Annotated in this window: 29 protein-coding genes and 1 tRNA gene; 12 read left to right on the forward strand and 18 right to left on the reverse strand. The window is 71.5% G+C overall.

Going from position 1 to position 25831, the window contains the following annotated elements:
- Positions 1-14: 14 nt before the first annotated feature.
- From ACLJQF_RS28940 to ACLJQF_RS28970, 7 genes are all read right to left on the reverse strand, one after another.
- Positions 15-836: a hypothetical protein gene (locus ACLJQF_RS28940; protein ID WP_410613389.1), complete on the reverse strand. Its 822-nt coding sequence runs from the start codon at positions 834-836 to the stop codon at positions 15-17.
- Entirely contained in the window at positions 833-1462 is a 630-nt protein-coding gene (locus ACLJQF_RS28945; RefSeq protein WP_410613391.1) for a hypothetical protein, read from the reverse strand. The genes ACLJQF_RS28940 and ACLJQF_RS28945 overlap by 4 nt, the downstream gene beginning before the upstream one ends.
- A gap of 20 nt (positions 1463-1482) precedes the next feature.
- Positions 1483-2583: a hypothetical protein gene (locus ACLJQF_RS28950; RefSeq protein WP_410613393.1), complete on the reverse strand. Its 1101-nt coding sequence runs from the start codon at positions 2581-2583 to the stop codon at positions 1483-1485.
- Positions 2584-2743: 160 nt separating this feature from the next.
- A complete protein-coding gene (locus ACLJQF_RS28955) occupies positions 2744-3301 on the reverse strand; it encodes a GTP-binding protein (RefSeq protein WP_410613395.1) in 558 nt (185 codons plus the stop codon).
- A 16-nt stretch (positions 3302-3317) separates the two neighbouring features.
- Positions 3318-3689 (reverse strand): DUF742 domain-containing protein, encoded by a 372-nt coding sequence (locus ACLJQF_RS28960; RefSeq protein WP_103338558.1) that lies wholly within the window; start codon positions 3687-3689, stop codon positions 3318-3320.
- Positions 3686-4111 (reverse strand): roadblock/LC7 domain-containing protein, encoded by a 426-nt coding sequence (locus ACLJQF_RS28965; RefSeq protein WP_013228184.1) that lies wholly within the window; start codon positions 4109-4111, stop codon positions 3686-3688. Before ACLJQF_RS28965 ends, ACLJQF_RS28960 begins: the two co-directional genes overlap by 4 nt.
- A gap of 55 nt (positions 4112-4166) precedes the next feature.
- A complete protein-coding gene (locus ACLJQF_RS28970; protein ID WP_410613397.1) occupies positions 4167-6563 on the reverse strand; it encodes a nitrate- and nitrite sensing domain-containing protein in 2397 nt (798 codons plus the stop codon).
- A 514-nt stretch (positions 6564-7077) separates the two neighbouring features.
- Here ACLJQF_RS28970 and ACLJQF_RS28975 point away from each other — a divergent pair.
- Both ACLJQF_RS28975 and ACLJQF_RS28980 read left to right on the forward strand, forming a co-directional pair.
- Complete coding sequence (locus tag ACLJQF_RS28975) at positions 7078-8487, forward strand: fatty acid desaturase (protein WP_410613398.1); 1410 nt, start codon at positions 7078-7080, stop codon at positions 8485-8487.
- 1 nt (position 8488) lies between these two features.
- Complete coding sequence (locus ACLJQF_RS28980) at positions 8489-9115, forward strand: TetR family transcriptional regulator (protein ID WP_410613400.1); 627 nt, start codon at positions 8489-8491, stop codon at positions 9113-9115.
- A 142-nt stretch (positions 9116-9257) separates the two neighbouring features.
- On the opposite strand, the gene ACLJQF_RS28985 is transcribed toward ACLJQF_RS28980, so the two are convergent.
- The 4 genes from ACLJQF_RS28985 to ACLJQF_RS29000 all read right to left on the reverse strand — a co-directional run bounded on the left by ACLJQF_RS28985 (position 9258) and on the right by ACLJQF_RS29000 (position 12244).
- Positions 9258-10088 carry a haloalkane dehalogenase gene (locus ACLJQF_RS28985; protein WP_410613402.1) on the reverse strand — a complete coding sequence of 277 codons (831 nt, stop codon included), beginning with the start codon at positions 10086-10088 and terminating at the stop codon, positions 9258-9260.
- Between the two features lie 5 nt (positions 10089-10093).
- The gene (locus tag ACLJQF_RS28990) at positions 10094-10531 is read right to left on the reverse strand and encodes a MarR family winged helix-turn-helix transcriptional regulator (protein ID WP_410613404.1); all 438 of its coding nucleotides are present in this window, start codon (positions 10529-10531) and stop codon (positions 10094-10096) included.
- A 119-nt stretch (positions 10532-10650) separates the two neighbouring features.
- A complete protein-coding gene (locus ACLJQF_RS28995) occupies positions 10651-11865 on the reverse strand; it encodes a kynureninase (RefSeq protein WP_410613406.1) in 1215 nt (404 codons plus the stop codon).
- Positions 11866-11872: 7 nt separating this feature from the next.
- On the reverse strand, positions 11873-12244 hold the full coding sequence (locus ACLJQF_RS29000; protein ID WP_410613408.1) for a DUF5997 family protein: 372 nt from the start codon (positions 12242-12244) through the stop codon (positions 11873-11875).
- A 42-nt stretch (positions 12245-12286) separates the two neighbouring features.
- Here ACLJQF_RS29000 and ACLJQF_RS29005 point away from each other — a divergent pair, with 42 nt between their 5' ends.
- Positions 12287-12982, forward strand: a complete 696-nt coding sequence (locus tag ACLJQF_RS29005; protein ID WP_410613410.1) for a LysR substrate-binding domain-containing protein — start codon at positions 12287-12289, stop codon at positions 12980-12982.
- 4 nt (positions 12983-12986) lie between these two features.
- Here ACLJQF_RS29005 and ACLJQF_RS29010 read toward each other — a convergent pair whose 3' ends face one another.
- Positions 12987-13268 (reverse strand): isoamylase, encoded by a 282-nt coding sequence (locus ACLJQF_RS29010; RefSeq protein ID WP_410613412.1) that lies wholly within the window; start codon positions 13266-13268, stop codon positions 12987-12989.
- Between the two features lie 206 nt (positions 13269-13474).
- Between ACLJQF_RS29010 and ACLJQF_RS29015 the strand changes: the two genes are divergently transcribed.
- Together ACLJQF_RS29015 and ACLJQF_RS29020 are read left to right on the forward strand one after the other, a co-directional pair.
- Entirely contained in the window at positions 13475-13990 is a 516-nt protein-coding gene (locus tag ACLJQF_RS29015) for a hypothetical protein (RefSeq protein ID WP_410613414.1), read from the forward strand.
- Between the two features lie 53 nt (positions 13991-14043).
- On the forward strand, positions 14044-14211 hold the full coding sequence (locus ACLJQF_RS29020) for a hypothetical protein (RefSeq protein ID WP_410613416.1): 168 nt from the start codon (positions 14044-14046) through the stop codon (positions 14209-14211).
- 136 nt (positions 14212-14347) lie between these two features.
- Here ACLJQF_RS29020 and ACLJQF_RS29025 read toward each other — a convergent pair whose 3' ends face one another.
- Entirely contained in the window at positions 14348-15310 is a 963-nt protein-coding gene (locus ACLJQF_RS29025) for a hypothetical protein (RefSeq protein WP_410613418.1), read from the reverse strand.
- Positions 15311-15509: 199 nt separating this feature from the next.
- On the opposite strand from ACLJQF_RS29025, the gene ACLJQF_RS29030 reads away from it, so the two are divergent.
- The 4 genes from ACLJQF_RS29030 (at position 15510) to ACLJQF_RS29045 (ending at position 19986) form a co-directional block, all read left to right on the forward strand.
- Positions 15510-16481, forward strand: a complete 972-nt coding sequence (locus tag ACLJQF_RS29030) for a hypothetical protein (protein ID WP_410613420.1) — start codon at positions 15510-15512, stop codon at positions 16479-16481.
- 32 nt (positions 16482-16513) lie between these two features.
- Positions 16514-17314 carry a metalloregulator ArsR/SmtB family transcription factor gene (locus tag ACLJQF_RS29035; protein WP_410613422.1) on the forward strand — a complete coding sequence of 267 codons (801 nt, stop codon included), beginning with the start codon at positions 16514-16516 and terminating at the stop codon, positions 17312-17314.
- Positions 17311-17910, forward strand: coding sequence for a dihydrofolate reductase family protein (locus ACLJQF_RS29040; RefSeq protein ID WP_410613424.1), 600 nt, complete (start codon positions 17311-17313; stop codon positions 17908-17910). The genes ACLJQF_RS29035 and ACLJQF_RS29040 overlap by 4 nt, the downstream gene beginning before the upstream one ends.
- A gap of 150 nt (positions 17911-18060) precedes the next feature.
- On the forward strand, positions 18061-19986 hold the full coding sequence (locus tag ACLJQF_RS29045; protein ID WP_410613675.1) for a multicopper oxidase family protein: 1926 nt from the start codon (positions 18061-18063) through the stop codon (positions 19984-19986).
- A gap of 419 nt (positions 19987-20405) precedes the next feature.
- Here ACLJQF_RS29045 and ACLJQF_RS29050 read toward each other — a convergent pair.
- Positions 20406-20479, reverse strand: a tRNA-Ile gene (locus ACLJQF_RS29050).
- Between the two features lie 215 nt (positions 20480-20694).
- Between ACLJQF_RS29050 and ACLJQF_RS29055 the strand changes: the two genes are divergently transcribed.
- The gene (locus ACLJQF_RS29055) at positions 20695-20934 is read left to right on the forward strand and encodes a hypothetical protein (RefSeq protein ID WP_410613426.1); all 240 of its coding nucleotides are present in this window, start codon (positions 20695-20697) and stop codon (positions 20932-20934) included.
- Positions 20935-20975: 41 nt separating this feature from the next.
- Here the strand turns inward: ACLJQF_RS29055 and ACLJQF_RS29060 are convergent, their stop codons facing one another.
- The gene (locus tag ACLJQF_RS29060) at positions 20976-21443 is read right to left on the reverse strand and encodes a hypothetical protein (RefSeq protein WP_410613428.1); all 468 of its coding nucleotides are present in this window, start codon (positions 21441-21443) and stop codon (positions 20976-20978) included.
- 134 nt (positions 21444-21577) lie between these two features.
- Here ACLJQF_RS29060 and ACLJQF_RS29065 point away from each other — a divergent pair, with 134 nt between their 5' ends.
- On the forward strand, positions 21578-22573 hold the full coding sequence (locus ACLJQF_RS29065) for a teichoic acid biosynthesis protein C (protein ID WP_410613430.1): 996 nt from the start codon (positions 21578-21580) through the stop codon (positions 22571-22573).
- Between the two features lie 15 nt (positions 22574-22588).
- On the opposite strand, the gene ACLJQF_RS29070 is transcribed toward ACLJQF_RS29065, so the two are convergent.
- The gene (locus tag ACLJQF_RS29070) at positions 22589-23563 is read right to left on the reverse strand and encodes a bile acid:sodium symporter family protein (protein WP_410613432.1); all 975 of its coding nucleotides are present in this window, start codon (positions 23561-23563) and stop codon (positions 22589-22591) included.
- A 96-nt stretch (positions 23564-23659) separates the two neighbouring features.
- Between ACLJQF_RS29070 and ACLJQF_RS29075 the strand changes: the two genes are divergently transcribed.
- Positions 23660-24493: a LysR substrate-binding domain-containing protein gene (locus ACLJQF_RS29075; RefSeq protein WP_410613434.1), complete on the forward strand. Its 834-nt coding sequence runs from the start codon at positions 23660-23662 to the stop codon at positions 24491-24493.
- Here the strand turns inward: ACLJQF_RS29075 and shbA are convergent.
- A complete protein-coding gene (gene shbA / locus ACLJQF_RS29080) occupies positions 24490-25086 on the reverse strand; it encodes an RNA polymerase sigma factor ShbA (protein WP_410613676.1) in 597 nt (198 codons plus the stop codon). The two genes, ACLJQF_RS29075 and shbA, sit on opposite strands and share 4 nt — an antisense overlap.
- 146 nt (positions 25087-25232) lie before the next feature.
- Complete coding sequence (locus ACLJQF_RS29085; RefSeq protein ID WP_410613436.1) at positions 25233-25721, reverse strand: RNA polymerase sigma factor; 489 nt, start codon at positions 25719-25721, stop codon at positions 25233-25235.
- Positions 25722-25831: the final 110 nt, after the last annotated feature.

Here is a 25831-nt window from a genome sequence, read left to right on the forward strand (position 1 = left end):
CCGCCGGGTCCGGCTCAGCCCAGCCGCTTGTCCCAGTCGGCGAACGCGTCGACCAGGTCCGCCGGCGCCCCGGTTTCCCGCAGCCGCCGGACTTCCGCGTCGATGTAGTACCGGTACAACGGAACCAGTCCGGCCGCCAGCTCCGGCTCGACCTCCGCAGGCTCCAGCGGGTGACCCGCGCGAACCTCCCGCGCCAGCCGCACCAGCGACGCCGCCGGTGCGTCCGGCTGCGTCAGGTACCACTCGATCGCTTCGTCGTTGTTCGCCGCCCGGCCCGTCGACGTCGTTCCCGAGTACCGGAAGCGGACCGGGAACAGCACGGCCTTCGTGAACCACACCTTGTCCACCAGCAGCCGCTTCGGCGAACGGAACTCGGCCGTCACCTCGTCCGTCGCCAGCACCGCGATCGCGAAGCCCGCGCTCTCCAGCAGCAGCTCCGACGCCTCCGGGCGAGCCACTTCCGCGCGGACGTCCGAACCGGCCAGAACGCGGCCGTCATCGGCCAGCTGCAAGCGGTCCAGGGCCGGGAAGCGGCCGTCGTCGCGGCCTTCGCGCAACGCCGGCAACGACGCCCAGAACACCGAAAGCTTGCGGTGCAATGGGCTTCGCTCCTGAAGTGCCTCCGTCGTGCTCTCCACCGACGAGCGGTCGCCGTCGCCGACGCCGGTGAGGACCAGGGCCAGGTCGATGTCGCTCGCGGCCGCGGAGTAGCCGCCGTACGCCAAACTGCCCAGCAGGTACGCGCCGATCAGGCGCTCTCCCAACGCTTCCTGGTAGGCGCGGGCAGCCTCGGCGGCGATCTCGCGGGCCGCGGCGGCCGGTTCGGTGATCGTCATGCGGCCACCGCATCGCGGCGGGCGCACTCGGCGATGCGGTCGGAAACCACGCCGATCACCTGCCAGGCCCGGTCCAGCACCGTGATCGCCGCGTCCGGCGTCCAGTCCGTGCGCCGCCGCAGCACTTCGTAGCCCATCTCGAGGTGCTCGACGTCGGCTTCGTCGTGCAGCTCGAAGTATTCGTCGTCGGGGAACGCCTTCGTGCCCGCCTGGCTGAACACCAGGCTGCCGGCCTCGAGGGCCAAGTGCGCCAGTACCGCGCGCTGCACGCCGGGCAGGATCGCGAACTGGTCGACGAACCAGGACGCGCCCATCTCGATCACCGGGTCCCAGACCAGCTCCCGGTCGTCCGCGCGGCTGCGGGCCAGGATCTTGTCGTGGCCGACCTCTTCCGCCTGGTGCTCGCACGCGAGCGCGCGCAGCTCCGGGTCGCTCTCGAAGGTCACCCGGGCACTGATCATCCGCTGGAAGGCGTTCGACCACGGCTGGAGGTACGTGAGCACCGCCTTCTTCGTCTCGGCCGTGGTGTTCTCGTCGGTCAGCAGCCGGATCAGGTCCGACGCCTCGTACTCCCGTTGCCGCTGCTCGTTGTGGCGGGCCACGCGCTCGACGTCCTGCTCGGTCACGATCTACTCCTCAAGGTGGGCTATCCGAGGTCGACGGGCGAAAGGGGGGAGGGCGGGGGCCGGTCGTAGACCGGGAACCGGAAGTACGTGGTCACGTCGCCGGGCCGGCCCGCGGCGCGGAAGCTCACCAGCTCCAGCACGCCCCGGCTGCGGCTCAGCGGCCCGGGTGCCAGTGCGGCGGCGAGCGTGCGGAACCGGCCGGGGTCGACGCCTTGGGCGTGCAGCAGCGCGGCCGTGCGCTCCACGGCTTCGCGGTCGTCCGGTACGAGGGCGGGGAGCCGCAAGTACGTCGTGGACTCGGCGGCGCGATCCACACCGGACCGGAACGCCAGGCAGCTCAATGCCGCCTCACCGGCTTCGGCGCCGGCACCGGCCAGTGTCCGGTATGCGGCTCGCGCCCGTTCGGAGTCGTGGTGCAGCGCCACGGCCGCGACGCGCTCGACCTCGGCGAGCCCGGCCGCGCGGTTGCGGTAGTAGATCTTCACGCGGGCCTGTGCTTCGTCGGTCAGGTCGACGGCGAAGAACTCGATCTCGCGGTCGCCTTCGACAGTTTCGATGCGACGGCGGGTGTCGGCCCAAGCGGTGGCCAGGCCGAGCCGCGCCATGGCTTCGGCCACCGCGGCCTCGCGGTGCGCGTGCGGCCACGAGTACAGCCCGAAGTACGTCTTGTGGACCACTGCGGACGGTGGCCGCCACGCGATCGAATGCCACAGCGGCGCCGGCGACGGCCGGCCCGCGCGCGGGGTGAACGTCTCGCGGATGTAGTCGAGACGCCGGCTGCGGAAAACGCTCTCACCGGGCCAGACCACGTCGTGGCCGAGGCTGTCGAACAGCACGCGCAGTTCCGGCCGCGCGCCGGACCAGTTGACCGACATCTCGGCCGGGAAGCCGTCGTCCGCCACATAGGACGGCTGGGCGGGGACCGGCCCGATCGGCTCGTGCGCCCACGGCGGCAGCAGGGCCCGCAGCATCCGGGTGGTCCGGACGGACTGCTCCAAAGGGACGTCGAGCGCCTCGCACGCGGTGGACCACAGTCCACCCAGGAAGTCACCGAAGAGACGACCCTGTGCTGGATAGTTTTCCCTTATATATTCAGGAAACTCCGGCACTCGACTCGTCACGAGCGGATGCTATCAGTTGGATGCTTGCTCAACTAAAAGTCTGCACTCGGCTGGTCCAGTCAATTGCGCCATGTGGGTACGCCGGTGCCCGCCGCGGCCACGCAGGGCCACAACGGACACCGACGGCGTCCAGAGGGGACAAAAGCGGACAACGCGCAGTTCAGACCCGGGCGGCCGGCACCACCGTCATCGCGTGCTTGACCAGCCGGATGAGGGCGAGCTTGCTGGTGTCGCGGTCGCGTGCGTCACACATGACGATCGGCACACGGTCCGGGACGACCAGTGCCTCGCGGATCTCGTCGGCGGTGTAGCGCGGCGCGTTGTCGAAACAGTTCACCGCGACGACGAACGGGATCTTGCGGCGCTCGAAGAAGTCGATCGCGGCGAAACTGGTCTCCAGCCGTCGGGTGTCGACCAGCACGACCGTCCCGATCGCCCCGCGGGCCAGGTCGTCCCACATGAACCAGAAGCGCGCCTGGCCCGGTGTCCCGAACAGGTACAGCACGTGCCGCGGCGAGATGGTGATCCGGCCGAAGTCCAGCGCGACCGTCGTGGTCGTCTTCCGCTCGACGCCGGACAGGTCGTCGACGCCGGCACTTGCCTCGGTGAGCACCTCTTCGGTGGTCAGCGGCGGGATCTCGCTGACCGAACCGACCATCGTGGTCTTCCCCGCGCCGAAACCGCCCGCGATGATGATCTTGACCGGGGTGGGGACCATGTCCGCCCCCGTGCCGTCAGTACTTGATGAGGCCATCGAGAACCGCCTGGAGTGTTTCGAGGTCCGGCGCCTGCGCCGGGTTGTGGGCAGGGGAGCGCGTGATGACGAGGCCGCGTTCGATCAGGTCGCCGACGAGCACCCGCACGACCCCGAGCGGGATCTTGACGTAGACGGCGATCTCGGCCACCGACACCGGGTGCCGGCACAGCTGCACGATCGCCACGTGCTCCGGGCCCAGCCCGGCCGGCTCCTGCTCCGACCGCAGGGTCATCACCTGCGTGGACAGGTCCAGCCGCGCGGTGCCGGCCGGCGTGCGGCCGCTCGTGATCGTGTACGGCCGGACCAGCGGCCCGGCGGCCTCGTCGTACCAGCCGTCTTCGGCACTCATGTGGCCTCCCGGAGGACCGACGCCGCTTCTCGCGGCGCGGACGCCATGTAGTCACCGACGCGTTTGACGAGCCGGCTCATCTCGTAGGCGATCATCTCGACGTCGACGTTGTCCGCCGCCAGCACGGCGAGGCAGGCACCCTGACCGGCCGCGGAGACGAACAGGTAACCGCGCTCCATCTCGATCATGTTCTGCAGCACCGGGCCGCGGTTGAACTGCTTGCTCACCCCCTTGGCGAGGCTCTGCAAGCTGGAGGCGATGGCCGAAAGCTGGTCCGAGTCGTCCTTGCTCATCCCGGCCGACTTGCCGATCAGCAGCCCGTCGGCGGACAGCACGATGGCGTTCTGCGCGCCGACCACGCGGTTGACCATGTCGTCGAGCAGCCAGTTGAGATCGGGTTTGGGGCTCCCGTACTCGTTCATTCGACTTCAGACCCTGACTTTCCTGTGTGGACTTGGCGTGTGTGGGGCCGGGGAGTTACGAGTTGTCGTCCGGTCCGCCGCGCCCGCGGCGGGTGCCCTTGTGGAACGCCGCGAGCGTGCGCGCGGTGCCTTCCCCCGGTGCCACGACATCGTCGATGCTGTCGTCGGGTTCGTTTTCGAGCTGGGCGACAAGGTTCTGCTGTGGCTCGCGCCGGGGCAGCCGCGGCCGGTCGTCGGTCGGCGGCGCGTCCGTTGCCGGGGTCACGGCGACCGGCTCCGGCTCCGCTGCCGGCACGGAGGGCAGGGCGTCGGGCGAGGTGAGGGCGCGTGCCGGGTACGGCCTCGGCTTGGTGTCTCGCTTCATCGGGATCTGACCGCTGAACGAGCTGGGCGTGTCCATCGTGCGGAGCGAGCTTTCCGCGGCCTGCGGCGCCGGCGCGCCCACCGGGGCGAGGACCGCGGTGGTCTCGGCCGGTGAGGTCTCCGCGGCCTGGTCGCCGTCTTCGCCGGCCAGGTGCTGGGTGGGGATCAGGACGGTGGCGCGCAGGCCGCCGTAGCGGGACGGGTCGAAGGTGACGGTGATGCCGAGCCGGGCCGCCAGGCGGGCGACCACGAACAGGCCGAGGCTGGAGTCGGCCCGCAGCGCCATCGCGTCGAATTCGGGGGCCTCGGCCATCATCGCGTTCGCCCACTCGCGGACGCCGTCCTTCATGCCGAGCCCCTGGTCCGAGACGTCGACGACGACGCCGCGCGCGACCATCCGGCTGGTCACCTCGACCGGCGAGCCGGGCGGAGAGAACGACGTCGCGTTGTCGACCAGCTCGGCGACGAGGTGGATGGTGTCGGCCACCGCGGCCCCGACGAGCGCGACGTCGGCCACCTGCTCGACCTGGACCCGGGCGTACTGCTCGGTTTCCGAGACGGCGGCGCGCAGCACCTCCATCAGCGCGACCGGCTTGCGCCAGCGGCGGCCGGGCTGCTTGCCGCCGAGGATGATCAGGTTCTCGGTGGTGCGGCGGGCGCGGGCGGCGAGGTGGTCGAGCTGGAACAGCGCCGCCAGCTGCGTCGAGTCGTCCTCGCGTGCTTCCATCTCGTCGAGGATCTGCAGCTGCTGGTGGACGAGGACCTGGTTGCGGTGCGCGATGCCGAGGAACACGTTGTGCACACCGCTGCGGGCCTTGGCCTCGCTCGCCGCGGCGTTGACGGCGGTGAGCTGGGCGACGTTGAACGCCTCGGCCACCTGCCCGATCTCGTCGCGGCCGTGGTCGAGCCGGGGGAGTTCTTCCTTGAGGTCGACGGCTTCGCCGTTCTTCAGCCGCTCGACGATGTCCGGCAGCCGGTTGCGGGCGAGGTCGAGGGAGTCGTTGCGCAGCCGCGCGAGCCGCGTCATCAGGGCGCGGTCGACGAGCGAGCGGGACACCCGCACCGCGACGATGATCGCCGCCAGCGAGGCGAGCAGGGCGACGATGCTGCCGATGATGACGTTGCGCAACTGGGCGTCACCGGCGTCGATCGCGGCGGCCGAAACCTTGTCCGCCTGGGTGATCGCGAGGTCGTTGAGGCTCTGGGCGACCTGGTTCGTCGCGTTCTGCCAGTCCGTTTCGGACACCGGCACGGAGTTCTGCTCGCCGGCCGACCACGGGCCGTGCTTGACGAGCGCCTCTTCGGCGGTCCCCAGCTGGCGCCAGGCCGTGCTGGTGGTCAGCGCCTGGTACTTCTGGCGGACGCCCGGGTCGAGGAACGGCTCGATCTGCGTGAGCTGCGTCCGGTAGATCCCGGACAGCTGCGCGAACTGGGCGAAGTCGTCCGGCGCGAACGTCCCGGAGGAGAAGGCCGTCGAGACCAGCGACGTCTCGCGCGACATCACGTCGCCGGAGCGGAAGACCGACGTCGCCGTGATGCCGCCGGTCGCGGCTTCGGCGTCGGGGACGACCCGGGCCTGGGTGTCGAAGAGGTTGGACGCGGTGTCCATCACACCGTTGTAGTAGGAGTTGACCTGGGCGCGGTCGATGCTGCGGAAGCTGATCTGCGAGCGCAGCACGGGCAGCTGGTCGAACTGCGACTTCAGCGCGTTCACCTTGGACGCGATCTCGTCCGGCGCGTTGGAGATCGTCGCGGCGAACGCGTCCTTCAGCGTGGCGAGCTTTTCGTCGGTGGCCTTCTGCTGCTGCTGGAGCCGGGCCGGGCCGAGTGCCGGGTCATCGAGGTACTGCAACGCGGTCTGGCGTTCCTTCTGGAACTCGGCCAGCGCGGTGGCGGCGGGGATCGAGACCTCGCGCACGGAAGCCGCGACCAACCGGACGTAAACGCCATTGAAGAGGAAGTAGGACGAGACCGCGATCCACAGCACCAGCAGCGTCACACTGGGAATGAGAACGGTCCTGGTCAGCCTTTTGCGGATCGACTTGTCGTACGGCTTGTCCGACTCGTCCCTGGGGTCTTTGTTCAGCACGGCGGTTCACGAACTCCTGAGTGACGGTCGGCGAGGAATGGGGACCCGGACGAGGAAGCGGACACGACGATGGGACACAGCGGCCGCCGTCACCCGTCTTCGCCTCACCCTCCGTGTTGCCGCGGAATCGATCAGGGTCCGTTTTTTACCACGAACCCCTGACACCCGTTCGGCGCGACCCGGCTTCCGGACGCTGGTCCGCCCAGTGGCGAACGGTGTTTACTGTCTGCTCCGAAGTGATCACGGGCATTTCCTCAGGTAGTAGGCCTCGGGCACATTTCGACGACTTGCGCGCTGGGCTGAACGGGTGAAGTGAATTCCACCGGATCGCGGGTGCCGACGAAGGAAACAGCCGAAGTTCGTGAAGGCCACCTTGAGGAACTTGACCTTCCTCAAGGTGGCCTTCACGAAGTCGGGGCACGAGTCTGGGAGGAAGTTTACAGCTGAGGGGTTATTGTCAAGGAAGGTTGGCATCGGCTATCGTCTTGTCCACTCAGCCGCCAAGGAGGGTGTGATGAGCGAAGCGACCGGAACCCTGCCCGCCGGCTCGACCGAGCTGTGGCGCGACCGCAAGCGGTACCTCTGGCTGATCGGCTTGGTCGTGCCTTCCCTGGCGTTCCTCGCCATCGGGCTGCACGCCGCCACCGGGTGGGGTGGCTGGTTCTGGATCGGGCCGGTCGTGATCCTCGTGCTCGTGCCCGTCATCGACCTCGTCGCCGGGCTGGACCGGAGCAATCCGCCCGACGACGTCATCGCGCGGCTGGAGAACGACCGCTACTACCGCTGGATCACCTTCGCCTTCCTGCCCGTCCAGTACCTCGGCTTCGTGGCTGCCTTCTGGCTGATCGCGCGGGGCGAGCTCACCGTGGCGGACAAGATCGGGCTCGCCGTGTCGATCGGGTGCGTCGGCGGGATCGGCATCAACACCGCGCACGAGCTGGGCCACAAGAAGGAAAGCCACGAACGCTGGCTGTCGAAGATCGCGCTCGCGCAGAGCTGCTACGGGCACTTCTACATCGAGCACAACCGCGGCCACCACGTCCGCGTGGCGACGCCGGAGGATCCCGCGAGCAGCCGCGTCGGCGAAAGCTTCTACCGCTTCTGGCCGCGGACGGTCTTCGGCTCGGTGAAGTCGGCGTGGCGGCTGGAGCGCAAGCGCTACGCCCGGCGTGACCGCCACCCCTACCGGCTCGGCAACGACGTGCTCAACGCGTGGCTGATGTCCGCGGTGCTGTGGGCGGCGATGATCGCCTGGCTCGGCGTGGGGATCCTGCCTTACCTGGTGATCCAGGCGGTCGTCGGGTTTTCGCTGCTGGAGGTCGTCAACTACATGGAGCACTACGGCATGCTGCGGCAGCGGGTCGGCGTGCCCGGGCGGCGCCGGTACGAGCGCGTCGACCCCAGCCACAGCTGGAACTCCAACAACATCGCCACGAACGTCCTGCTCTATCACCTGCAGCGGCACAGCGACCACCACGCCAACCCGACCCGCCGCTACCAGACGCTGCGCGACTTCGCCGAGTCGCCGGTACTGCCCACCGGGTACGCCGGGATGATCGTGCTGGCGCTCGTCCCGCCGCTGTGGCGCCGGGTGATGGACCCGCGGGTGCTCGCCCACTACGGCGGGGACAGCTCGCGCGCCAACATCCAGCCCGGCAAGCGCGCGAAAGTCCTGGCCCGCTACGGAACCCGCGTCACGGCGGCCTCGCGCGAGCTCGCCGACACCCACGGCGACGCCACCGAAGGCGGCAGGTGCCCCGGCTGCGGGTACGTCTACGACGAGCGGCGCGGCGATCCGCGGGAGGGCTTCCCGGCCGGCACGCCGTGGGCGGCGATCCCGGACTCCTGGTGCTGCCCGGACTGCGGTGTGCGCGAAAAGGTCGACTTCGTGGCACCGGGGCGGGTGGGCCCGGCCGGGCCCTAGAATGCCGATCATGAGCAGGGCGGTTCCGGTGCCGGCGGAAGGTGGTCAGCACCGGCAGCCGATCATCGCCGCGGCGATCGAGCTGACCGCGCGGTCCGGCTGGCAGGCCGTCACGATGGCCCGGCTGGCCGAGCTGGCCGGCGTCAGCCGCCAGACCGTCTACAACGAGATCGGCTCCAAGGCCGCGCTGGCCGAAGCGATGGTCGCGCACGAGCTGGGCCGGTTCCTGTCGGTCGTCGGCGCGGCCTTCGACCGCCACCCGGACGACCTGGTCGAGGCGATCTACGACGCCGTCCGCGGAGTCCTCGAGCTGGCCGACGACAACACGCTGCTGCGCGCGATCGTCTCCGCGACCCACGGCACGGCTCCCGAGCTCCTGCCGCTGCTGACCACCGACGCGGGTGCGCTGCTCACCCAGGCGAAGGTCATGCTCGCCGGTCGCGTCGCGGCCTACCGGCCCCCGCTGGCCGACGCCCAGGTTTCGGTGGTGATCGACCTGGTCGTCCGCGCGGTCCTGAGTCACGTCATGCAGCCGTCGGACACGCCGGCCCGTACCGCGGACGCGTTGGCGTGGGTCGTCGCGCGCGTGCTCGGGGTGACGGCGAGCCCGCCCTTGCGGCACACCTAGCTCCCGCGACCGCCCCGCCCCAAGCGCCCCAATGTGGCCTTGGTTGCGTCTGACGCACCGAAGGCCGCCTTGGTTGCGTCAGGCGCACCGAAGGCCGCCTTGGGGCGCATGCCGGGACGCTGTCACCGAGTCCCGGCGAGGCTCAGCGGAGGCCGTGGCGGTCCAGCCAAGCCGCGATTTCCGCGGCGATCTCCTTCGGCCGGTCCTCCTGGGCGTGGTGCCCGGCTTCCCCGCAGGCGATCACGTCCAGCGCGGCGACGTGGCCGGCGCACCACTGGGCCATCTTCTCGCCGATGAGTAGCGTGGGCGAGCCTTCGAACGTCATGAGCAGCTTCGGGGTGCCCTCGCTGCCGGCCAGCCACTCGTCGTAGGCCTCGATGCGCGCCACCAGTTCGGCCGGCTCGCCACCGAGCGGCAGCTGACGCGCCCAGGCGAGCACCGGGCGACGGCTTTCCGGTGTCGGGAACGGGGCGAGGTAGGCGGCGAGGTCGTCGTCGCCGACCGGGGTCCGGACGCCGCCGGTGAAGGCCTGGCGGATGAACAGGTCCTGTGTCAGCACCATGTCCTCGCCGACGCCCGGGGTGCGGATCTTCCGCGAGCGCTCGGCCGCCTGCGGCGTCAGGTCGTCCCAGGCCATGGGCTTCACGATGGTTTCGAAGAAGGCCAGTCCGCGGACCCGGCCGGGGTGCCGGGCAGCCTGGTCGAAGGCGAGCGCGCCGCCCCAGTCGTGCCCGACGAGGACGACGTCGTCCAGGCCCAGCGCGTCGAACCAGGCGTCGAGGTGGCGGGCGTGGTCGGCGAAGGTGTACGCGATGTCCGGCTTGGGCGAGCGGCCCATGCCGATGAGGTCGGGGGCGAGCAGCCGGCCGCCGCCGACGTGCGGGAGGACGTGGCGCCAGCTGTGTGACGAGCCGGGGTTGCCGTGCAGGAAGACGATCGGGGTGCCGGTACCGGTTTCTTCGTGGTGCAGCATGGCTTTCAGGGCTCCAATGGGGTGTCGAGGAGGACGGTGAGCTCGCGGGCCAGCGTCGCGGTGCGGTCGCCGTGCCGGCCGCCGAGCGGGGCGAGAAGCCGGTCGAGCAGCGCCGCCACGGTGGCGATCGCCGGCTCGGTCACCTCGCGCCCGCGGGCGGTGAGGCGCAGCCGGACGGTCCGGGTGTCGGCCGGGTCGCGGGTGCGCTCGACGAGACCACCGGCGTCGAGCGTGCGGGCGAGTTTGGAGACGTAGAGCGCTTCGAGGCCGGTGTGGTCGGCCAGTTCGCGCTGGCTCGGGTTCGCTCCGGCGCGCTCCAGGCCGCGGAGCGAGGACAGGAAGACGTACTGCGCGTGCGTCAGCCCGACCGGGGCGAGGGCGCGGTCCACGGCGACCCGCCACTTCATCGAGAGTCGCCAGACGAGGTGGCCGGGAGTGCTCATGCCAGATAATGTACATGGCTACTAAGTACATGGCTACTATTCCAGGAAGCCGGCTTGGTGGTCGTGAGTGGTAAGTAGGGTTCTAACCCGACTTACCACTCACGACCACCGGGTGCGGTTCAGCCGGCGAGCTCGCGGATGCAGGCCATGGCTCGCCGGACCTCGGCGAAGCCGGTGGTGAGCGGGCTCAGCCCGATGCGGATGCCGTCGGGACGGCGGAAGTCGATGAGCACGCCGTGCTCGATGAGGACGCGCGAAAGCCGTTCGGCGTCCGGGTGGCGGAGGGTGACGTGGCCGGCCCGGCGGTCGTCGTCGCGCGGCGAGGCGACCGTGAACCCGAGCGGGACGAGCCACGCGTCGGCGAGGGCGAACACCCACCGGCCCAGCGCGACGGCCTTGGCCCGCACGCGGTCGATGCCCGCTTCCGCCAGCAGCGCCACGCCTTCCCGGACGCCCACCATGCCGAGCACCGGCGGGGTACCCGAGAGCGCCCGCCGGATGCCGGGCGCGGGGACGTACTCGGCGGCCATGCCGAAGGTGTCGGCGGCGCCCATCCAGCCGGTGACGGGCTGGCCGAAGGTCTCGTGGTGGCGCGCGTTGACGTAGAGGAACGCGGGCGCGCCGGGCCCGGCGTTGAGGAACTTGTAGGTGCAGCCGACGGCGAAGTCGGCCCCGGCCGCGTCCAGCTCGACCGGGATCGAGCCGACGCTGTGGCAGAGGTCCCAGACGACGAGCCCGCCGCGCTCGTGCACCACCCGGGTGACCGCGGCGAGGTCGGTGATCGCCGCCGATCGGTAGTCCACATGGGACAGGGTGACCACCGCGGTGCGCGGCCCGGTGACCGCGGCGACGTCCCCGGGGTGGACTTCGCCGCCCTCGACCCACCGGACGGTGAGCCCGAGTTCGGCGGCGACGCTCTCGACGAGGAACCGGTCGGTGGGGAAGTTCGCGGTGTCGGTGACGATCTCGTCGCGGCCGGGCCGCAGCGCGACGGCGGCCCGGAGCGCCTTGTAGAGGCACACGGACGTCGAGTCGGCGACGATGGTCTGCCCCGGCGCGGCGCCGAGCGCGACGCGGGCCAGCTCGTCCCCGATCTCCCCGGGCAGCGTGAGCCAGCGTTCTTCCCAGGACCGGATCAGCCGGCCACCCCACTCGTGCGCGACGAGCTCCTGCAGCCGCTCGGCGGTGGCCCGCAGCGGGCGGCCGAGCGAGTTCCCGTCGAGGTAGGCGACTACGCCGGGATCGCTGATCGGCACGAACCGCTCGCGGAAGGCGGCGAGCTCGTCTTCGGCGTCGAGGCGCTCCGCTTCCTCGGGCGAGATGTCGGTCGGCACGCCCGGCTCAGCCCTTGTTCTCCTTCACCCGCACCGTTTCCTTGCGCACCTCGGCCTGGGTCGCGCGCTCCCGGACCAGCCAGTCGGGGGTCTCCGCCTTCAGCGCGTCGATCTGCTCGGTGGTGAGCGGCTCGGTGATGCCGCCGCGGGTGAGGCCGCCGATGGAGACGCCCAGCTTCGCCGCGACCACCGGCCGCGGGTGCGGGCCCGTGCGGCGCAGCTCCCGCAGCCACTCCGGCGGATCGGCCTGCAGCGCGTTCAGCTCGTCGCGCGTCACGACACCCTCCTGGAACTCCGCGGGGGTGGCTTCGAGGTACACGCCCAGCTTCTTCGCCGCCGTCGCGGGCTTCATCGTCTGGGCGGTCTTGTGCGACGTCATGCCGTCCAGGGTAGCCAGCGTCACTCCCGGTAACCTGACCCGGTGACCTCTTTCAAGCTCGCGTACGTCCCGGGAGCGACGCCCGCCAAGTGGGTGCGGACCTGGGGTGAGCGGGTACCGGGGGTGCCGCTGACCCTCGTCCCGGTCGCCGCCGCCGACGCGGCCGGCCTGCTGCGCGCCCGGGACGCCGACGCGGCGCTGCTGCGATCGCCGATCGACCGGGACGGCCTGCACGCGATCCCGCTCTACACCGAGACGACGGTCGTCCTGGTGCCCAAGGACCACCTGATCGCCGCGGCGGACGAAGTGTCCACCGTGGACCTGGCGGACGAGGTCGTGCTGCACCCCCTCGACGACACGCTGGAGTGGGAGACCTGGCCGGGGCGTCCGGCGGTTTCGCGGCCCGAGACGACGGCGGACGCGATCGAGCTGGTCGCCGCCGGGGTCGGGGTGCTCGTCGTGCCGCAGTCGCTTGCCCGGCTGCACCACCGCCGCGACCTCACCTACCGGCCGGTCGGGGACGCACCGCAGTCGGACGTCGCGCTGTCGTGGCTGGAGGAGGAGACGACGGACCTGATGGAGCAGTTCATCGGGATCGTCCGCGGCCGCACGGTGAACAGCACGCGCGGGCGCCCGCAGGCGCCGGCGGAGCGCAAGCGCCCGGAACGCAAGCCCGCCGCGGCGAAACCGGCGCGGCGCACCGGGGGCGCGGCGGGGAAGCGGCGCCGCCGGGGCTGAGCCGCTACGACGTCGTGCAGACGCAGTTGCCGTCGGCGCGGTCGGGCAGGTCGGGGTCGTCGAACCAGTGGCCGTTCTCGCCGAGGTAGCGGAACTGCAGGACCGTCCCCGGCGTGACGTCGACCGACGTCGAACGGCGGCCGTTGGACCGCGGGGTGAGGTGGTGCCGTCCGGGGGTCCAGTCGTTGAACGAGCCCACGACGCTCACCCGGCCGGTCGGCGCGCCGATGGGAAGGCTGAAGGTGACGCGCTGGGTGCCGGCCCGGCTCTTGCTGATCTTGATCACTCTGTACGGGGCCTTTCGCGGGGCAGTTTCGGAGGGGTGCTCGGCACTGAGCGCGGACATGGTCGCACAGCTGTGACGATTCGGTCACGCCCAGTGCCCGATTGGGTTACGGCGCCGCTCAACGGTCCGCCACTGACCGGGTGATGCTGGGGTGAACCATGATCATCTTGGGGTTGCTTCCGCGTGGCGGTGGGAAACTGACTGCCGTGACCGTCGCCGCTGATCGTCAAGTCAAGGACCCGTGTGCCTGGCTCAGCGCCGTCACCCACGAGCTCGCCGACGCCCCTCCGGCCGACACGCGAGCGGTGCTCCTGACGGTGTGGGACGGGTTGGTCGCCGCCCGGCTGGCCGGGCTGTACGCCGCCACGGCCTCGCCCCGCTGGCGGGCCAGGCAGCGTCACGCCGAAGCGGTCGAGTTCGATCTCGCCGTGCAGCTGGCGCGGAACTGCACTGTCGGTACCGGCCTGGCCATCCCGGCCCGGCTGCCGGGAGCCGCGGTCGCCTGGCCGGACGAGCGGGCCGACGCGGCGATCGTGGCGGTGGTTTCCTTCTGCGGCACGGCGGAAGCGATGCTGCGCCGCGCGGGCGAGCTGACGCCGGTGTGGGAGGACAGCCTGCTGGGGCCGGTCGCGCTGACCCGCTGGCTGGCGGACTGCTGGACGGGCTGCCACGCCGGCTGCCCGCTGCGGCTCCCGGTGCCCCCGCCGACGTGGTGGCGCTGACCGGCGTGTCCGTCAGGTGAAGTCTGGTGCCGGGCGAAAGAGGAGGCCGAGGGGTGACCGACCCGTGTTCGAGACTCCCGGAGGCAACCCGCGCGGCGGTGCGCGCGGCCCTGCTGGCCGAGCTGACGGCGGCGGGCCGCCGCGCCCGGGCGGCCGGGTGCGCACCGGAGGTGCTGACGGCGGTGTTCGAGGCCCGGCGCCGTTCGCTCGAGGACGGCTGACCCCGTCCTCCGGTTCCCGTCGGTGACCAGCCCCAAGCGCCCCAATGTGGCCTTCGTTGCGTCTGACGCACCCAAGGCGGCCTTCGGTGCGTCAGACGCAACCAAGGCCGCCTTGGGGCGCTTGCCGGCGGTGGGCTCAGCGGTCCAGGATCGCCAGGACCGTCGCCACGATCGACGCCAGCCGTTCCCGGTCGGCCAGCGCCGTCGCCAGCCAGTCGCCGTGGTGGGGTGCGCCGTCCGGTGCCTGCTCGCCGAACACCGCCCGGACCACCGTGGTCACCGCCGCGGGCGCCGGCTCTCCGCGGTCCAGCCGGGTCTCGATCGCCCGCAGGGCCTGCTCCGCGAGGCTCGCGAGCCGGGCGTCCGCCAGCTCGTGCTCGCCGACCAGCTCCAGCGCCGGCAGCTCCACCGGCATCGGGGCGACCGGCGCCTGCTTGTGCCCCAGCGGGCACTCGACGTGCGCCGCGTGCCACGCCGGCCGGGTGCGCATCGCGGCCAGGACCTGGTCGACCTCGCGGTCGAGCAGGTCGCGGCCGGGCGGTGGCTTGCCCGTCACCTCGGTGCGCCGGGCCGCCCAGCCGTCCAGGGGCCAGAGCTCGGCGCCCGCCGTGGCCGGGACTCCCGCCCAGACCAGGATCTGCACCGCCAGGTCGCACAGCCACGGGTCGCCGCCGAGCGCGCCGGCCAGCCAGGCCGGGAGGCGTGGCCGCTGCAGCGCGCCGATTTCGCCGCGGCGGCGCCGGTGCGCGTCGACCGTGGCCGGGGTGAGGCGGGTGGCCAGCCAGCCCTCGAGGTTCTCGATCGGGCTCGTCGCGCGCCGCAGGGCGTGGTCCACCACCGCCTCGACGTCGTCGTGGAAGCGGTCGAGGCAGTCGGGCCGCAGCCACCCGAGGCCGCGGGCGCAGTCCGCGTGGCGGCGCCGGTGTTCCAGCGGCTTGGTGATCCGCGTGAAGACCAGCGGCCACGCCACCGTGTAGACCCCGCCGCGCAACCGCGCCAGGGCCGAGGGCCGCGCGGCCGCCGCCGAGCCGGCGAGCAGGCCGTCGTGGGCCAGCCGCCGGACGTCGGCGACGTCGGCCGGGCCGGTAGTGTCGAGCACCCTTCCTCCCCGATGCCGATGCCGATGCCGACGCCGGAAGTCGACGGGAGAATGGTCGGGCAGCCGCGGATGCGGAAAAGGCCGGGGGCGGGCCGAAATTGCGCGGAACTGGCCAATTCCTGGCCATCGCGGAATCACCTGATCGGCGCAGCCGGTGCCGCCGATCGCCGCGAAGTGCCCGTGTCACAATAAAAACGCCATGGCATACGAGAACGGGCTGCTCCGGGAACTCGCCACATTGCGGCGCGGCTGGGGATTGGAAGCCGACCGGCTGCGCAGCCGGCTCGGGCCGCTCGTTTCCGGCTGGTGCGAAATCCACCGGACGACGAGCGACCGCGATGCGCGCCGCGTTCTGCGTGAAGCGATTTCGGCCGCGATCGCGGAATTCCCGGCCGACGACCGGCTGGCGGTGAACGTCGCGCTGGGCATCGTCCCCGGCGCGCAGCACGCGCTGCTGAGCGCCCGCATCGGGGTGCTCGCGGATCGGCTGCGGGTCTCGGAACGCACGGCCCGGCGCCGCGTCGACCGGTCGTTCGCCCGGCTCGCCGCGGAGATCGAGGCCGGCGCGCGGCCGGGCAACGGCGTGCCCGACCCGGACGAGGGCTGGTTCGTCAAGCGGCTCAAGGTGCTCGTCCGGCTCGACGTCGGTGAACCGGAGGTGACCGAGGAACGGCTGATCGTGGCCACCCGCGACGCCCTCGGCCGGATTTCCGCGCAGTTCACGGTGCCCCGCACCGAGGACGGCCGCGACGGCGAGCGTGAGGTGGCCGCGGACGCCCGGCACGGCGTCCTCATCAGCGCGGGTACCCGGGACGGCCAGCGGCACTTCCGCTGGCTGCTCGACCTGCCGCGCGCCCTGGACCGCGGCGACAGCCACACGTACTCGCTGGTCTACCGCATCCGGGACGGCCTGCCGATCCGGCCGTCATACGTGTTCGTGCCTCTGGTGACGTGCGAGTCGTTCGAGGTGCGCGTCCGCTTCGACCCGCGGCGCCCGCCGCGCGTGGTGTGGCGGCTGGACCGCGTCCCGCCCTCGGTGCTCGCCGATCCGCCGCAGCCGGGTGAGCCATTGCCGCTGGACGGCGCCTGCGAGGTGGCGCAGGAGTTCGCCGCGCCGCAGCTGGGGTACGCCTACGGGCTGCGCTGGTTGCCCGCCGGAAGTATTCCTTGACATGAATATTCTCCCGTGTGAATAATAGGTCCATGGACCGGATTGCCGCAGCACTGGGAGACGCCGCGCGGTGGCGCATCGTCGAACTGCTCGCCGATCGCCCGCGCTCGGTGGGGGAGCTGGCCGAGCTGACCGGGCTGCGGCAGCCGCAGACCACCAAGCACCTCCAGACCCTCGCCCGCGCCGGCCTGGTCACCGTTTTCCCGCTCGGGCAGCGGCGCGTGCACGCCCTCGAGGCCGAGCCCCTGGCCGCGCTCGCGGGCCGGCTGCGGGAGCTGGCCGACGCCACCGAGGCGCACGCGGGCGAACGCGACGCCGTGACGCGGTACCGCGCGGCCATCGAGACGGATGCGGCGGCCGCGGACCGGGACCGGTGGGCGGACGGGCGCACGTTCGCGTTCGACCGCCTGCTGCCCGCCCCGGTCGCCGACGTCTGGCGGTACTGGACGGACCCGGACCTGCTGGCGTCCTGGTGGGTTCCGCCGTCGATGACGGTCACCGCCTGCGCCCTCGAGCCGCGGCCGGGCGGCCGGGTCGTGCTCGGCTACCGCGACGCTGACGGCGAGTACCACGCCGAAGGCCGGGTGCGCGTCGCGGACGAGCCCGGCCGTCTCGGGTTCGACCTCGCGGTGGCCGGCCCCGCCTCCTTCACCGGCCACTACGACCTCGAGTTCGACCCGGCCCCGGCCGGCACCCGGCTGCGGCTGGGCCTGCGCATCTCCGCGACCACCGTCGACGCCGTCCCCTTCATCGCCGGGATCGAAACCGGCTGGGGCCAGGTGCTCGACCACCTCACCGACGTGCTCTCCGACCGAAAGGACCGAACATCATGACCGAGCCGACCAGCCGCCGGGTGACCGCGAACCTGAGCCTTACGCTCGATGGGCGCTACCACGGCCCCGCCGGGCCCACCGACATGGGCGCGATCCTCCCGTACGTCACGACCGAAGTCGCGCGGCGCCACCTGACCAGGATCTGGGACGGGGCGACGACGGCGGTCCTCGGCCGTCGCAACGCGGAGGGGTTCCTCGGCTTCTGGCCCACCGTCGCCGCCGACGAGCACGCCGATCCGCGGGACCGCGGCTACGCGAAATGGCTGGTGGACGCGGAAAAAGTAGTCTTCTCCACCACGCTGGCCGACGCCCCGTGGGAGCGCACCCGCCTGGTGAACGCGCCGGCCGCGGAAGTCGTCGCCGAGCTGAAGACCGCCGACGGCGGCGACATTCTCGTCAACAGCAGCGCGAGCATCATCAAGCCGCTGCTCGCGGCGGATCTGCTGGACCGGCTGTACCTCATGATCTGCCCGGAAATCGCGGGTGGCGGCCCCCGGCTGTTCGATGACGGGCTGCCCGCGTCGAAGTGGCGGCTCGCCCACCACGAAACCGGCGAGCTGGGGGAGACGGCGCTGGTCTACGACCGCGTGCGCTGATCGCCGGGCGGCCAAGGAATACCAAGTGAGGGGATGCCCGGCCGGTTGCCGCATGGCTAACGTTCCCGAGCCGCACCGGCCCCGTTCCACGCCGTGCGGATCGCCGGTATTCACCCGTGCCCGGAGGGTTTCCGCATGACCGAAGCAGTGGTGGGCGACTCCGTCGACCGGCGCACTTTCCTCGCCGCCGCGGGCGTCGTGGCGGGGGCGACCCTGCTCGGCCCGAGTGCCCCGCGGACGGCGTCGGCGGCGACCGCGCCACCGGCGTCGTCCGCGGCACCGAACTTCGGGCTCACCAAATTCCTCGATCCGTTGCGGGTCCCGCCGGTGATCCAGGCGCATTCGCGGCGGTACCGGGGCGAGCTCACGATCACGATGACCACCGCGCGGACGCGGCTGCACTCCCAGCTGCCGGAAACCACGTTGTGGACCTACGACGGCCACTTTCCCGGCCCGGCCATCGAGGTGCGCAGCGGAAAGCGGCTCCGGGTCGCGTGGGCCAACGAGCTCCGGGGCACGGTCCCGCTCGTGGCGGTGCGGGCACCGTACGCGGTGCCGACGCCGGCGAACCGGCCCGGTTTCCGGGCCGCGGACGGCAGCCTGCCCGCCGGGGTGGAGCTGATCGAGGGCGTCGCCGAGCTGCCGCCGTGGAACGTCGTGCACCTGCACGGCGCGCTGACGAACGCCGGCAACGACGGCTGGGCGCACAACGGGATTTCGCCGGGGCACACGCAGCTCACCGAATACCCGAACCGCCAGGCCGCCACCGCGCTCTGGTACCACGACCACGCGATGGCCGTGACGCGCTTCACCGTCCATTCCGGACTCGCGGGCCAGTACCTGATCCGCGACGAGGAGGAGGACCGGCTACGGCTTCCCGGTGGCGACCACGAAATCCCGCTGATCCTCGCCGACCGCAACTTCGACACCGACCCGGCGACCGGCGCGCTCACCGGCCGGCTGCTGTTCAAGTTCCAGTACCTGCCCGCGACCGGCACGACGGCGCCGGCCACCGGCCCGTTCACCCTCGTCAACGGCGGTGTCTGGCCGCATCTGGACGTCGACGCGCGCTGGTACCGCTTCCGGGTGCTGAACATGGCGAACGGCCGGTTCTTCCGCCTGGACCTGGTCGACGAGGCGGGCGTCGTGCACAACGACGCCGTCCGGATCGCCGGCACGGACGCGGGTTTGCTGCCCACCCCGGCGGCGGTGTCGGCCGGCGGGCTGACCCTGACCCCGGCCGAGCGCGCCGACCTGCTGATCGACTTCAGCCGGTTCCCGGGGCAGCGCCTGCGGCTGGTCAACACGGGGGCCTCGATCGAGCCGGACATCATGGAGTTCCGCGTCGAGAGCCGCCGTCGCCCCGAAGCGTTCCGGCTGCCGGCGACGCTGTCCGCTTCCTACGTCCGGCTGGCGGAGGGGGTGACCGTGCCGGCGGACCACGACGAGGTGTTCGTGGCGACCACCCCGCCGGGCGTGGCGGGCCGGGCGCACCCGGAAATGTGGGAGCTGAAGGAGATCACCGATCCGGCCGAGCTGCCGGCGCGCTTCCCGGAGGAGGGCGTCCTCCAGCTCACCGACCCGGTAACGGGGCAGGTGCGGACGTTCCGCAGGGTGGCGCGCCTGTTCGACGACACGACGACGATCTTCGTCGACCGCGGCCGGTGGGTGGTGTGGAACCTGATCCAGCTCGGCGGGGCCCCGCATCCGATGCACATCCACCTGGCGCGTTTCCAGTTGCTGACCAGGCGCAAGTTCGCCGACCTGGCGGCGTTCGACGTCGCGGCAGGCGGCACCTCACGGCCGTTGCCGGCGCCGGCCGACGGCCCGGTGATCGAGAAGCACGAGGAGGGGTGGAAGGACACGTTCACCCTGTGGGCGGGGGAGTGGATCCGGGTCGCCGGCCGGTTCGAGGACGCGACCGGCCAGTTCATGTACCACTGCCACATCCTCGATCACGAGGACGAGGGCATGATGCGCCCGTTCGTCGTCCACCCGCCGGAGATCAGCCGGTTCCACATGCATCCGGGAAGCCCGGGCCACCACCCGGGTATGCCCGCCCACGGCGGGCATTGAAGGAGCACGGCGGGGTGACGTTTCGGCCGACGACGAATGGTGCGCCCGGCAACCACGGCCCGCCGGTGCGCGAACCAGGCAAGGCGGCCGCGTGGGGGTTCGGGGGCGGAGCTCGCCGGTGTGCGAACCACGCGAGGCGGCCACGGTAGGGGGTTCGGGGCGGAGCCCGCCGGCCTGCGAACCACGCGAAGCGACCACGGCGGGGTTCGGGGCGGAGCCCGCCGATGAGTGAACTACGCAAGGCGACCACGGTGGGGTTCGGGGGCGGAGCCCGCCGATGAGTGAACTACGCGACGCGACCACGACGGGGGTCCGGGGGCCAGAGCCCGCCGGGCGGGGTCTGGGGGTTGCACCCCCAGGGGGTACGACGAGCGAGGTTGGCGCGCGCTTTCCGCGCGCACACCTCGCCCACTCGATCGTGGGGCGGGCGGGGCTCGAACCCGCGGCCAAGGGATTATGAGTCCCCTGCTCTAACCAACTGAGCTACCGCCCCCTCACCCCGGCGTGTGCAAGCAACCGAAGTTTGCATGTGCACAGAACACTCAGTTCGCTTCAAGTTATCACAGCGGCCATCCGGGCAGATCCGGTAGGCCAAACAGGTTGAAGTGGCCTCCGACCGGCGCACGCTCGTCTAGGTTGCAAGGGCGTCACCGCTGACCGGAACGGCGGGAGTAAGCAATGGGCTTTGCCACCTCGTCCCGTGCCGGGGTGACCCGGCTGGCGTTGCTGAACGCGTTCACCGCGGGAGCCGGCTTGGGCTACCTCGCACACGAGTACCGGGAGGTCGTCGTGGCGAACCCCGGGATGATCGGCCTGACACTGTTGCTCGTGTTCGTGGCCGGCTACCTGATTCGCGCTGCCGTGCGCGCATTGCGGCGCGCGGGTTCGCGCGTCGACGCGATTTTCGCCGAGGAGCTGGGAAAAAAGCCTTCGCCCCGCCCGCGTTGACGGAAAGTCCCGGCGGGCAGGGCGAAAACCGCGGATTCCGTTCAGGTAGGGCTAACGGTCGTGCTGGGCGGCGGCTGCTGGGTGGTGGTGTCCGTCGGCGGTTCCCACGAGGTGACCGGCGGAGTCGAGGAGCCCGGTGTCGAGGGCGGCGCGTAGACCGCGTAACTGAACCAGATCTGGCTGTACGTCTTCGGCGTGTCCTGGCCGGTCAGTGCCCGCACCCGGAATGTGGTGGTGGTGTAGGAACCCTGCACCGTGCCGAGCAGGTACCCGTAACTCGCGTCCGGCATGATCGGCGTAACCAGGATCGCCTCCGGTATCGCGCCGAGGCTGTGCGACACCGTGCAGTAGCCGCTGCCGTCGACCACGCAGGTGGCCTGCGCCGCCTGGACGAACGGCGCCGGTGACGGCCCGGCCGCGCTCGACGCGCCCGCGAACGCCACCGCGCCCGCCGTGACCGCTGCGGCGCCCGCCAGTGCGGCGAGTGCGGTTCGTGCTTTGTTCCCCATGGATTTCCCTCCAGAGCTGTGATGCACCCGCATCGCTGCGCCGCACTCTGCCGTTACCTCGTACATCCGGCTTGTACGACGTCTGTACGCGGCCGATGGACGCTCTCGCCGTCGTTCGAACCAGGAGGCGAGCCGTGCCGCAGAATCCCGTCCCGTGCATCACTTCGAGAGCGCTTTCCCGGCGGTCGCTGTTCCGCGCGGGAGCCGCGACGGCCGCCGCGCTCGGGGCCGGTGCCCTGCTCGCCGGCCCCGCCGCGGCCGAGGGCGACGGCATTCCGGCATCGCCCTACATCGACATCACCAAGCCGTCCTCGGATCTGTTCCGCAGCAAGATGCTGCACGAGTCGCACCACGTGATGCAGGGCTTCGCCTTCGACAACGTGAACCGGCGCCTCTTCGTCGTCCAGGCGCAGAACGGCACCTCCGGCGATGACCTGTGCATCAACCAGCTCAGCTTCAGTGGCGAACTGCTCGGCTCGATGCACGTCGCCCACGCCGGGCACGGCGTGTCGATCGGGGTGGAACCGGTCGGGACGGCGTCCTACATCTGGATGGAGTGCGACGCCGACGGCACGACCACCGACGCTCGCGGCACCGCGCTGGCGCGCTTCAAGTTCGCCGATGGCGGCACACCGTCGATGAAGAAGTTCCTCACCGGCAGCAAGACGATCACCTGCGCGACCGACCCGGTGTACCAGCGGATTGCCGTACGCCGCAGTGAAGGCGGCCGGATGTGGTACAGCGTGTACCCGCTCGCCGCCGCTGCCGCCGGCGACTTCTCGAAGCCGCTGGCGCACTTTCCGCAGCCTGCGCTGAGCACGACGAGCGTGGTCTTCCAGGGCTACACGATCCTCGGCAGCAGTTTGTACACATTGGATGGATCCGGGCACGCCGATCCGGCGGACATCGATTCGTACGTGACGCGCATCGACATGAACACCGGAACGGTGCAGGCCCGCGACATCACCAGGGCGGGCGAGTCGCTGCTCTTCCGCGAACCCGAGGGACTCGCCGTCTACCGCACGGCCGACGGCGAGACGCGACTGTTCCTCGGGTTCGGTTCGCGCAGCAGCATGGACAACGTCAACCGCTACGCCAACATCTTCTACAAGAACGTCCTGGTGGGGTGACCGTCCACAAGAGAATCAGGCCGGCAGCAGTTCCCGCTCCTCCTCGGCCGCGTACCGGCGCGCCAGGGTGGCGCAGACGATCAGCTGGATCTGGTGGAACAGCATCAGTGGCAGCACGATCAGCCCCACCTGAGCGTGCCCGAACAGCACCGTCGCCATCGGCAGGCCGCTGGCCAGGCTCTTCTTCGACCCGCAGAACACGATGGTGATCCGGTCCGCACGGGTGAAGCCCAGCAGCCGGGCGCCCCGGCCCGTCGCGGCCAGCACCGCCGCGAGCAGTACTCCGCACACCACGACCAGCACCAGGAGGTGACCGAAGTCGAGCCGGTGCCAGATGCCCTCGGTCATGCCCGCGCTGAACGCCGTGTAGACCACCAGGAGGATCGAACCGCGATCGACCAGCTTCAGCGGTGCCGCGTGGCGGGTGATCCAGCCGCCGATCCAGCGGCGGGCGACCTGGCCCGCCACGAACGGCGCCAGCAGCTGCAGCACGATCCCGAGCACGGCCGAACCGTCGACGCCCGCGCCGTCGCCGGCCAGCAGCAGCGCCACCAGCAGCGGGGTCAGCACGATGCCGGCCAGGTTGGACAGCGACGCGCTGCAGATCGCCGCCGCGACGTTGCCGCGGGCGATCGAGGTGAACGCGATCGACGACTGCACCGTCGAGGGCAGTACCGCCAGGAACAGCACCCCGGCCGCCAGCTGGGCCGGCAGCACCGACGCCGGCAGCAGGAACAGCGCCAGGCCGAGCAGCGGGAACAGGACGAACGTCGCCGCGAGGACCACCGCGTGCAGCCGCCAGTGCCGCAGCCCTTCGAGGGCTTCCTGCGTCGACAGCCGGGCGCCGTACAGGAAGAACAGCAGGCCGACGGCGAGCGTGGTGGCGACGCCGAAGCCGCCGGCCACCGCGCCCGAAGCTGGCAGCAGGGTGGCGACGCCGACGGTGGTGAGGATCGCGAGGACGAACGGGTCGAGACGTAACCGGGACATGGATCTCCTTCCACGGCAATTCTCGGCGACCCCGCGCTCATTCGGAACCCCGATGACCGGACTGACTGTCATCGCGGATCGCGATAAGCTCACCCGGTGCTGGACCCTCGCCTGTGCCGTTCGTTCCTCGCCGTCGCCGAGACGCGCAGCTTCACCGCGGCCGCGCGGCGGCTCGGCGTCGGCCAGCCGACCGTCAGCCAGCACGTGCGACGGCTCGAGCGCGACTCCGGCGGCCTGCTCTTCGCCCGCGACACCCACACCGTCGAACTCACCCCGCGCGGGCAGGCGATGCTCGGGTTCGCGCAGACGATCGTCGACACCGAAGAGCGCGCGGAACGGCACTTCCGCGGCGCCGAACTGCGTGGCCGCGTGCGCTTCGGCGTCTCGGAGGACTTCGCGCTCGGTGAGCTGCCGGAGATCCTGCACCGGCTGCGCCGCAGTCACCCGCTGGTGGACGTCGAACTGACCGTCGAGCTGTCGGACGTCCTGGCGCAGCGGCTGCGCTCCGGGCAGCTCGACCTGGTGCTGGGCAAACGCCGCCCGGGCGCGCACCACGGCCGGCTGCTCTGGCGGGAGCCGCTGGTCTGGATCGGGTCGGCGGCGACCGTGCTGGAACCGGGCCAGCCGGTGCCGCTGGTGCAGTACCCCATGCCGTCGATCACGCGGCAGCTGGCGGTGGAGTGCCTCGAGCGCGCCGGCCTGGAGTGGCGCGCGGCGTGCCAGACGTCGAGCCTCACCGGCCTGCGCGCCGCGGCGGCGGCCGGCCTGGGCGTCACCCTGCACGCGCGCAGCCTGGTCCCGGCCGACCTGACCGAGCTCGACGGCCTGCCCGAACCCGGCGACATCGAGTTCATGCTGCTGGCCCGGGAGTCGATGGAGGGCCCGGCGGCGGCGTTGGCGGAGTTCGTCCTCGATCGCGTCCGGCGTTAACTCTCTTCGCCCCTCAGCAAGCGGCGCAGGCGGCCGAGCGCACGGTGCTGCGCGACCCGGACGGCACCGGGCGTGGACCCCACCGCCGCGGCGGTCTCCTCCGCCGACAGCCCGACCACGATCCGCAGCACCACGATCTCCCGCTGTTTCAGCGGCAACACGTCCAGCAGCCGGGCCAGCCGCTCGTTCAGTTCGAACCGCAGCGCCCGCTGCTCCGGATCGGCGGTCTCGCTGACGCCGTCCGGAACCTCGGACACCGGGTCGCTGCGGTTGCGGGCCGCGGCGCGGTGGGCGTCGGCCACCTTGTGCTGGGCGATGCCGTAGACGAACGCCAGGAACGGGCGGCCCTGGTCGTGGTAGGACGGCAGCGCGGTGAGCACGGCGAGGCAGACCTCCTGGGCGACGTCGTCCGCCGAGGTGAACGATCGCTCGTGCCGGCCGACGCGGGCCCGGCAGTAGCGGACCACCAGGGGCCGGATGGTGGCGAGCAGCCGCGCGGTGGCGGCGTCGTCGCCGGCGATCGCGGCGGCGACCGGCTCGTCGTGACGCCGCCAGTGCGGCGGGAACGCTTCAGGGGGCTGCGCCGACGCGATCTCCCGGACGAGCGCCCGGCTGCGCACCCGCAGCAGGGCGCCCTCCACGTCGAGCCCGGCACGCAGCGAGTCGTGCAGGGCGGCGTTGGACTCCCGCAGCTGCTCGGTGATCGCCCGATCCCCGTAGTCGGTTGCCGGCATTTCGCTCACCTTTCCCTGTACCGCTGGTCACCGGGCCGAGCGGCCCGGAGTCGCCTGAGGCGTTCCCGCACGTGGCGGAGGGTGGAACGGACGGTGGCGGGGGCGACCCGGAGCGCCTCCGCGATCTGGGACGGCGTGAACCCGTCGAGCGACCACGCCAGGACCATCCGCTGCTTGCCCGGAAGGGCGGCGAGCAGGTCGATCAGCCCCGCGTGCGGCTCGACCAGCCCGGCGAGCTCCTCGTCCTCCCGCGGGTCGCCCGCCAGGGCCCAGTCCGCTCGCGCGTGGCCCGGGGCGTCGATCAGCCGCCCGGCGACCCGGCGCACCCAGGCCCGCGGGTCCTCGGCGGTCGGCCACGCCTCCAGCGCGTGCAGCATCGCCTCGGCGGCGACGTCCCGCGCCGTCTCGACCTCGAACCCGGCCTTGCAGAGGAACGCCACGAGGGCCGGGAATTCGGCGCGGAAGAACGCGTCGAACTCGTCGTGACCGCACACGGATCCCCACCACCCCTCGCCCTCACAAGGACAGGTGCGCTGAGTTGACCGCTACGTGTAACGATTCGATCAAGACTGCTCGGTAGGAGTAATGGACCGCGTTGCTTCGG

The sequence above is a fragment of the Amycolatopsis sp. lyj-109 genome, assembly GCF_046548995.1.
GTDB lineage: Bacteria > Actinomycetota > Actinomycetes > Mycobacteriales > Pseudonocardiaceae > Amycolatopsis.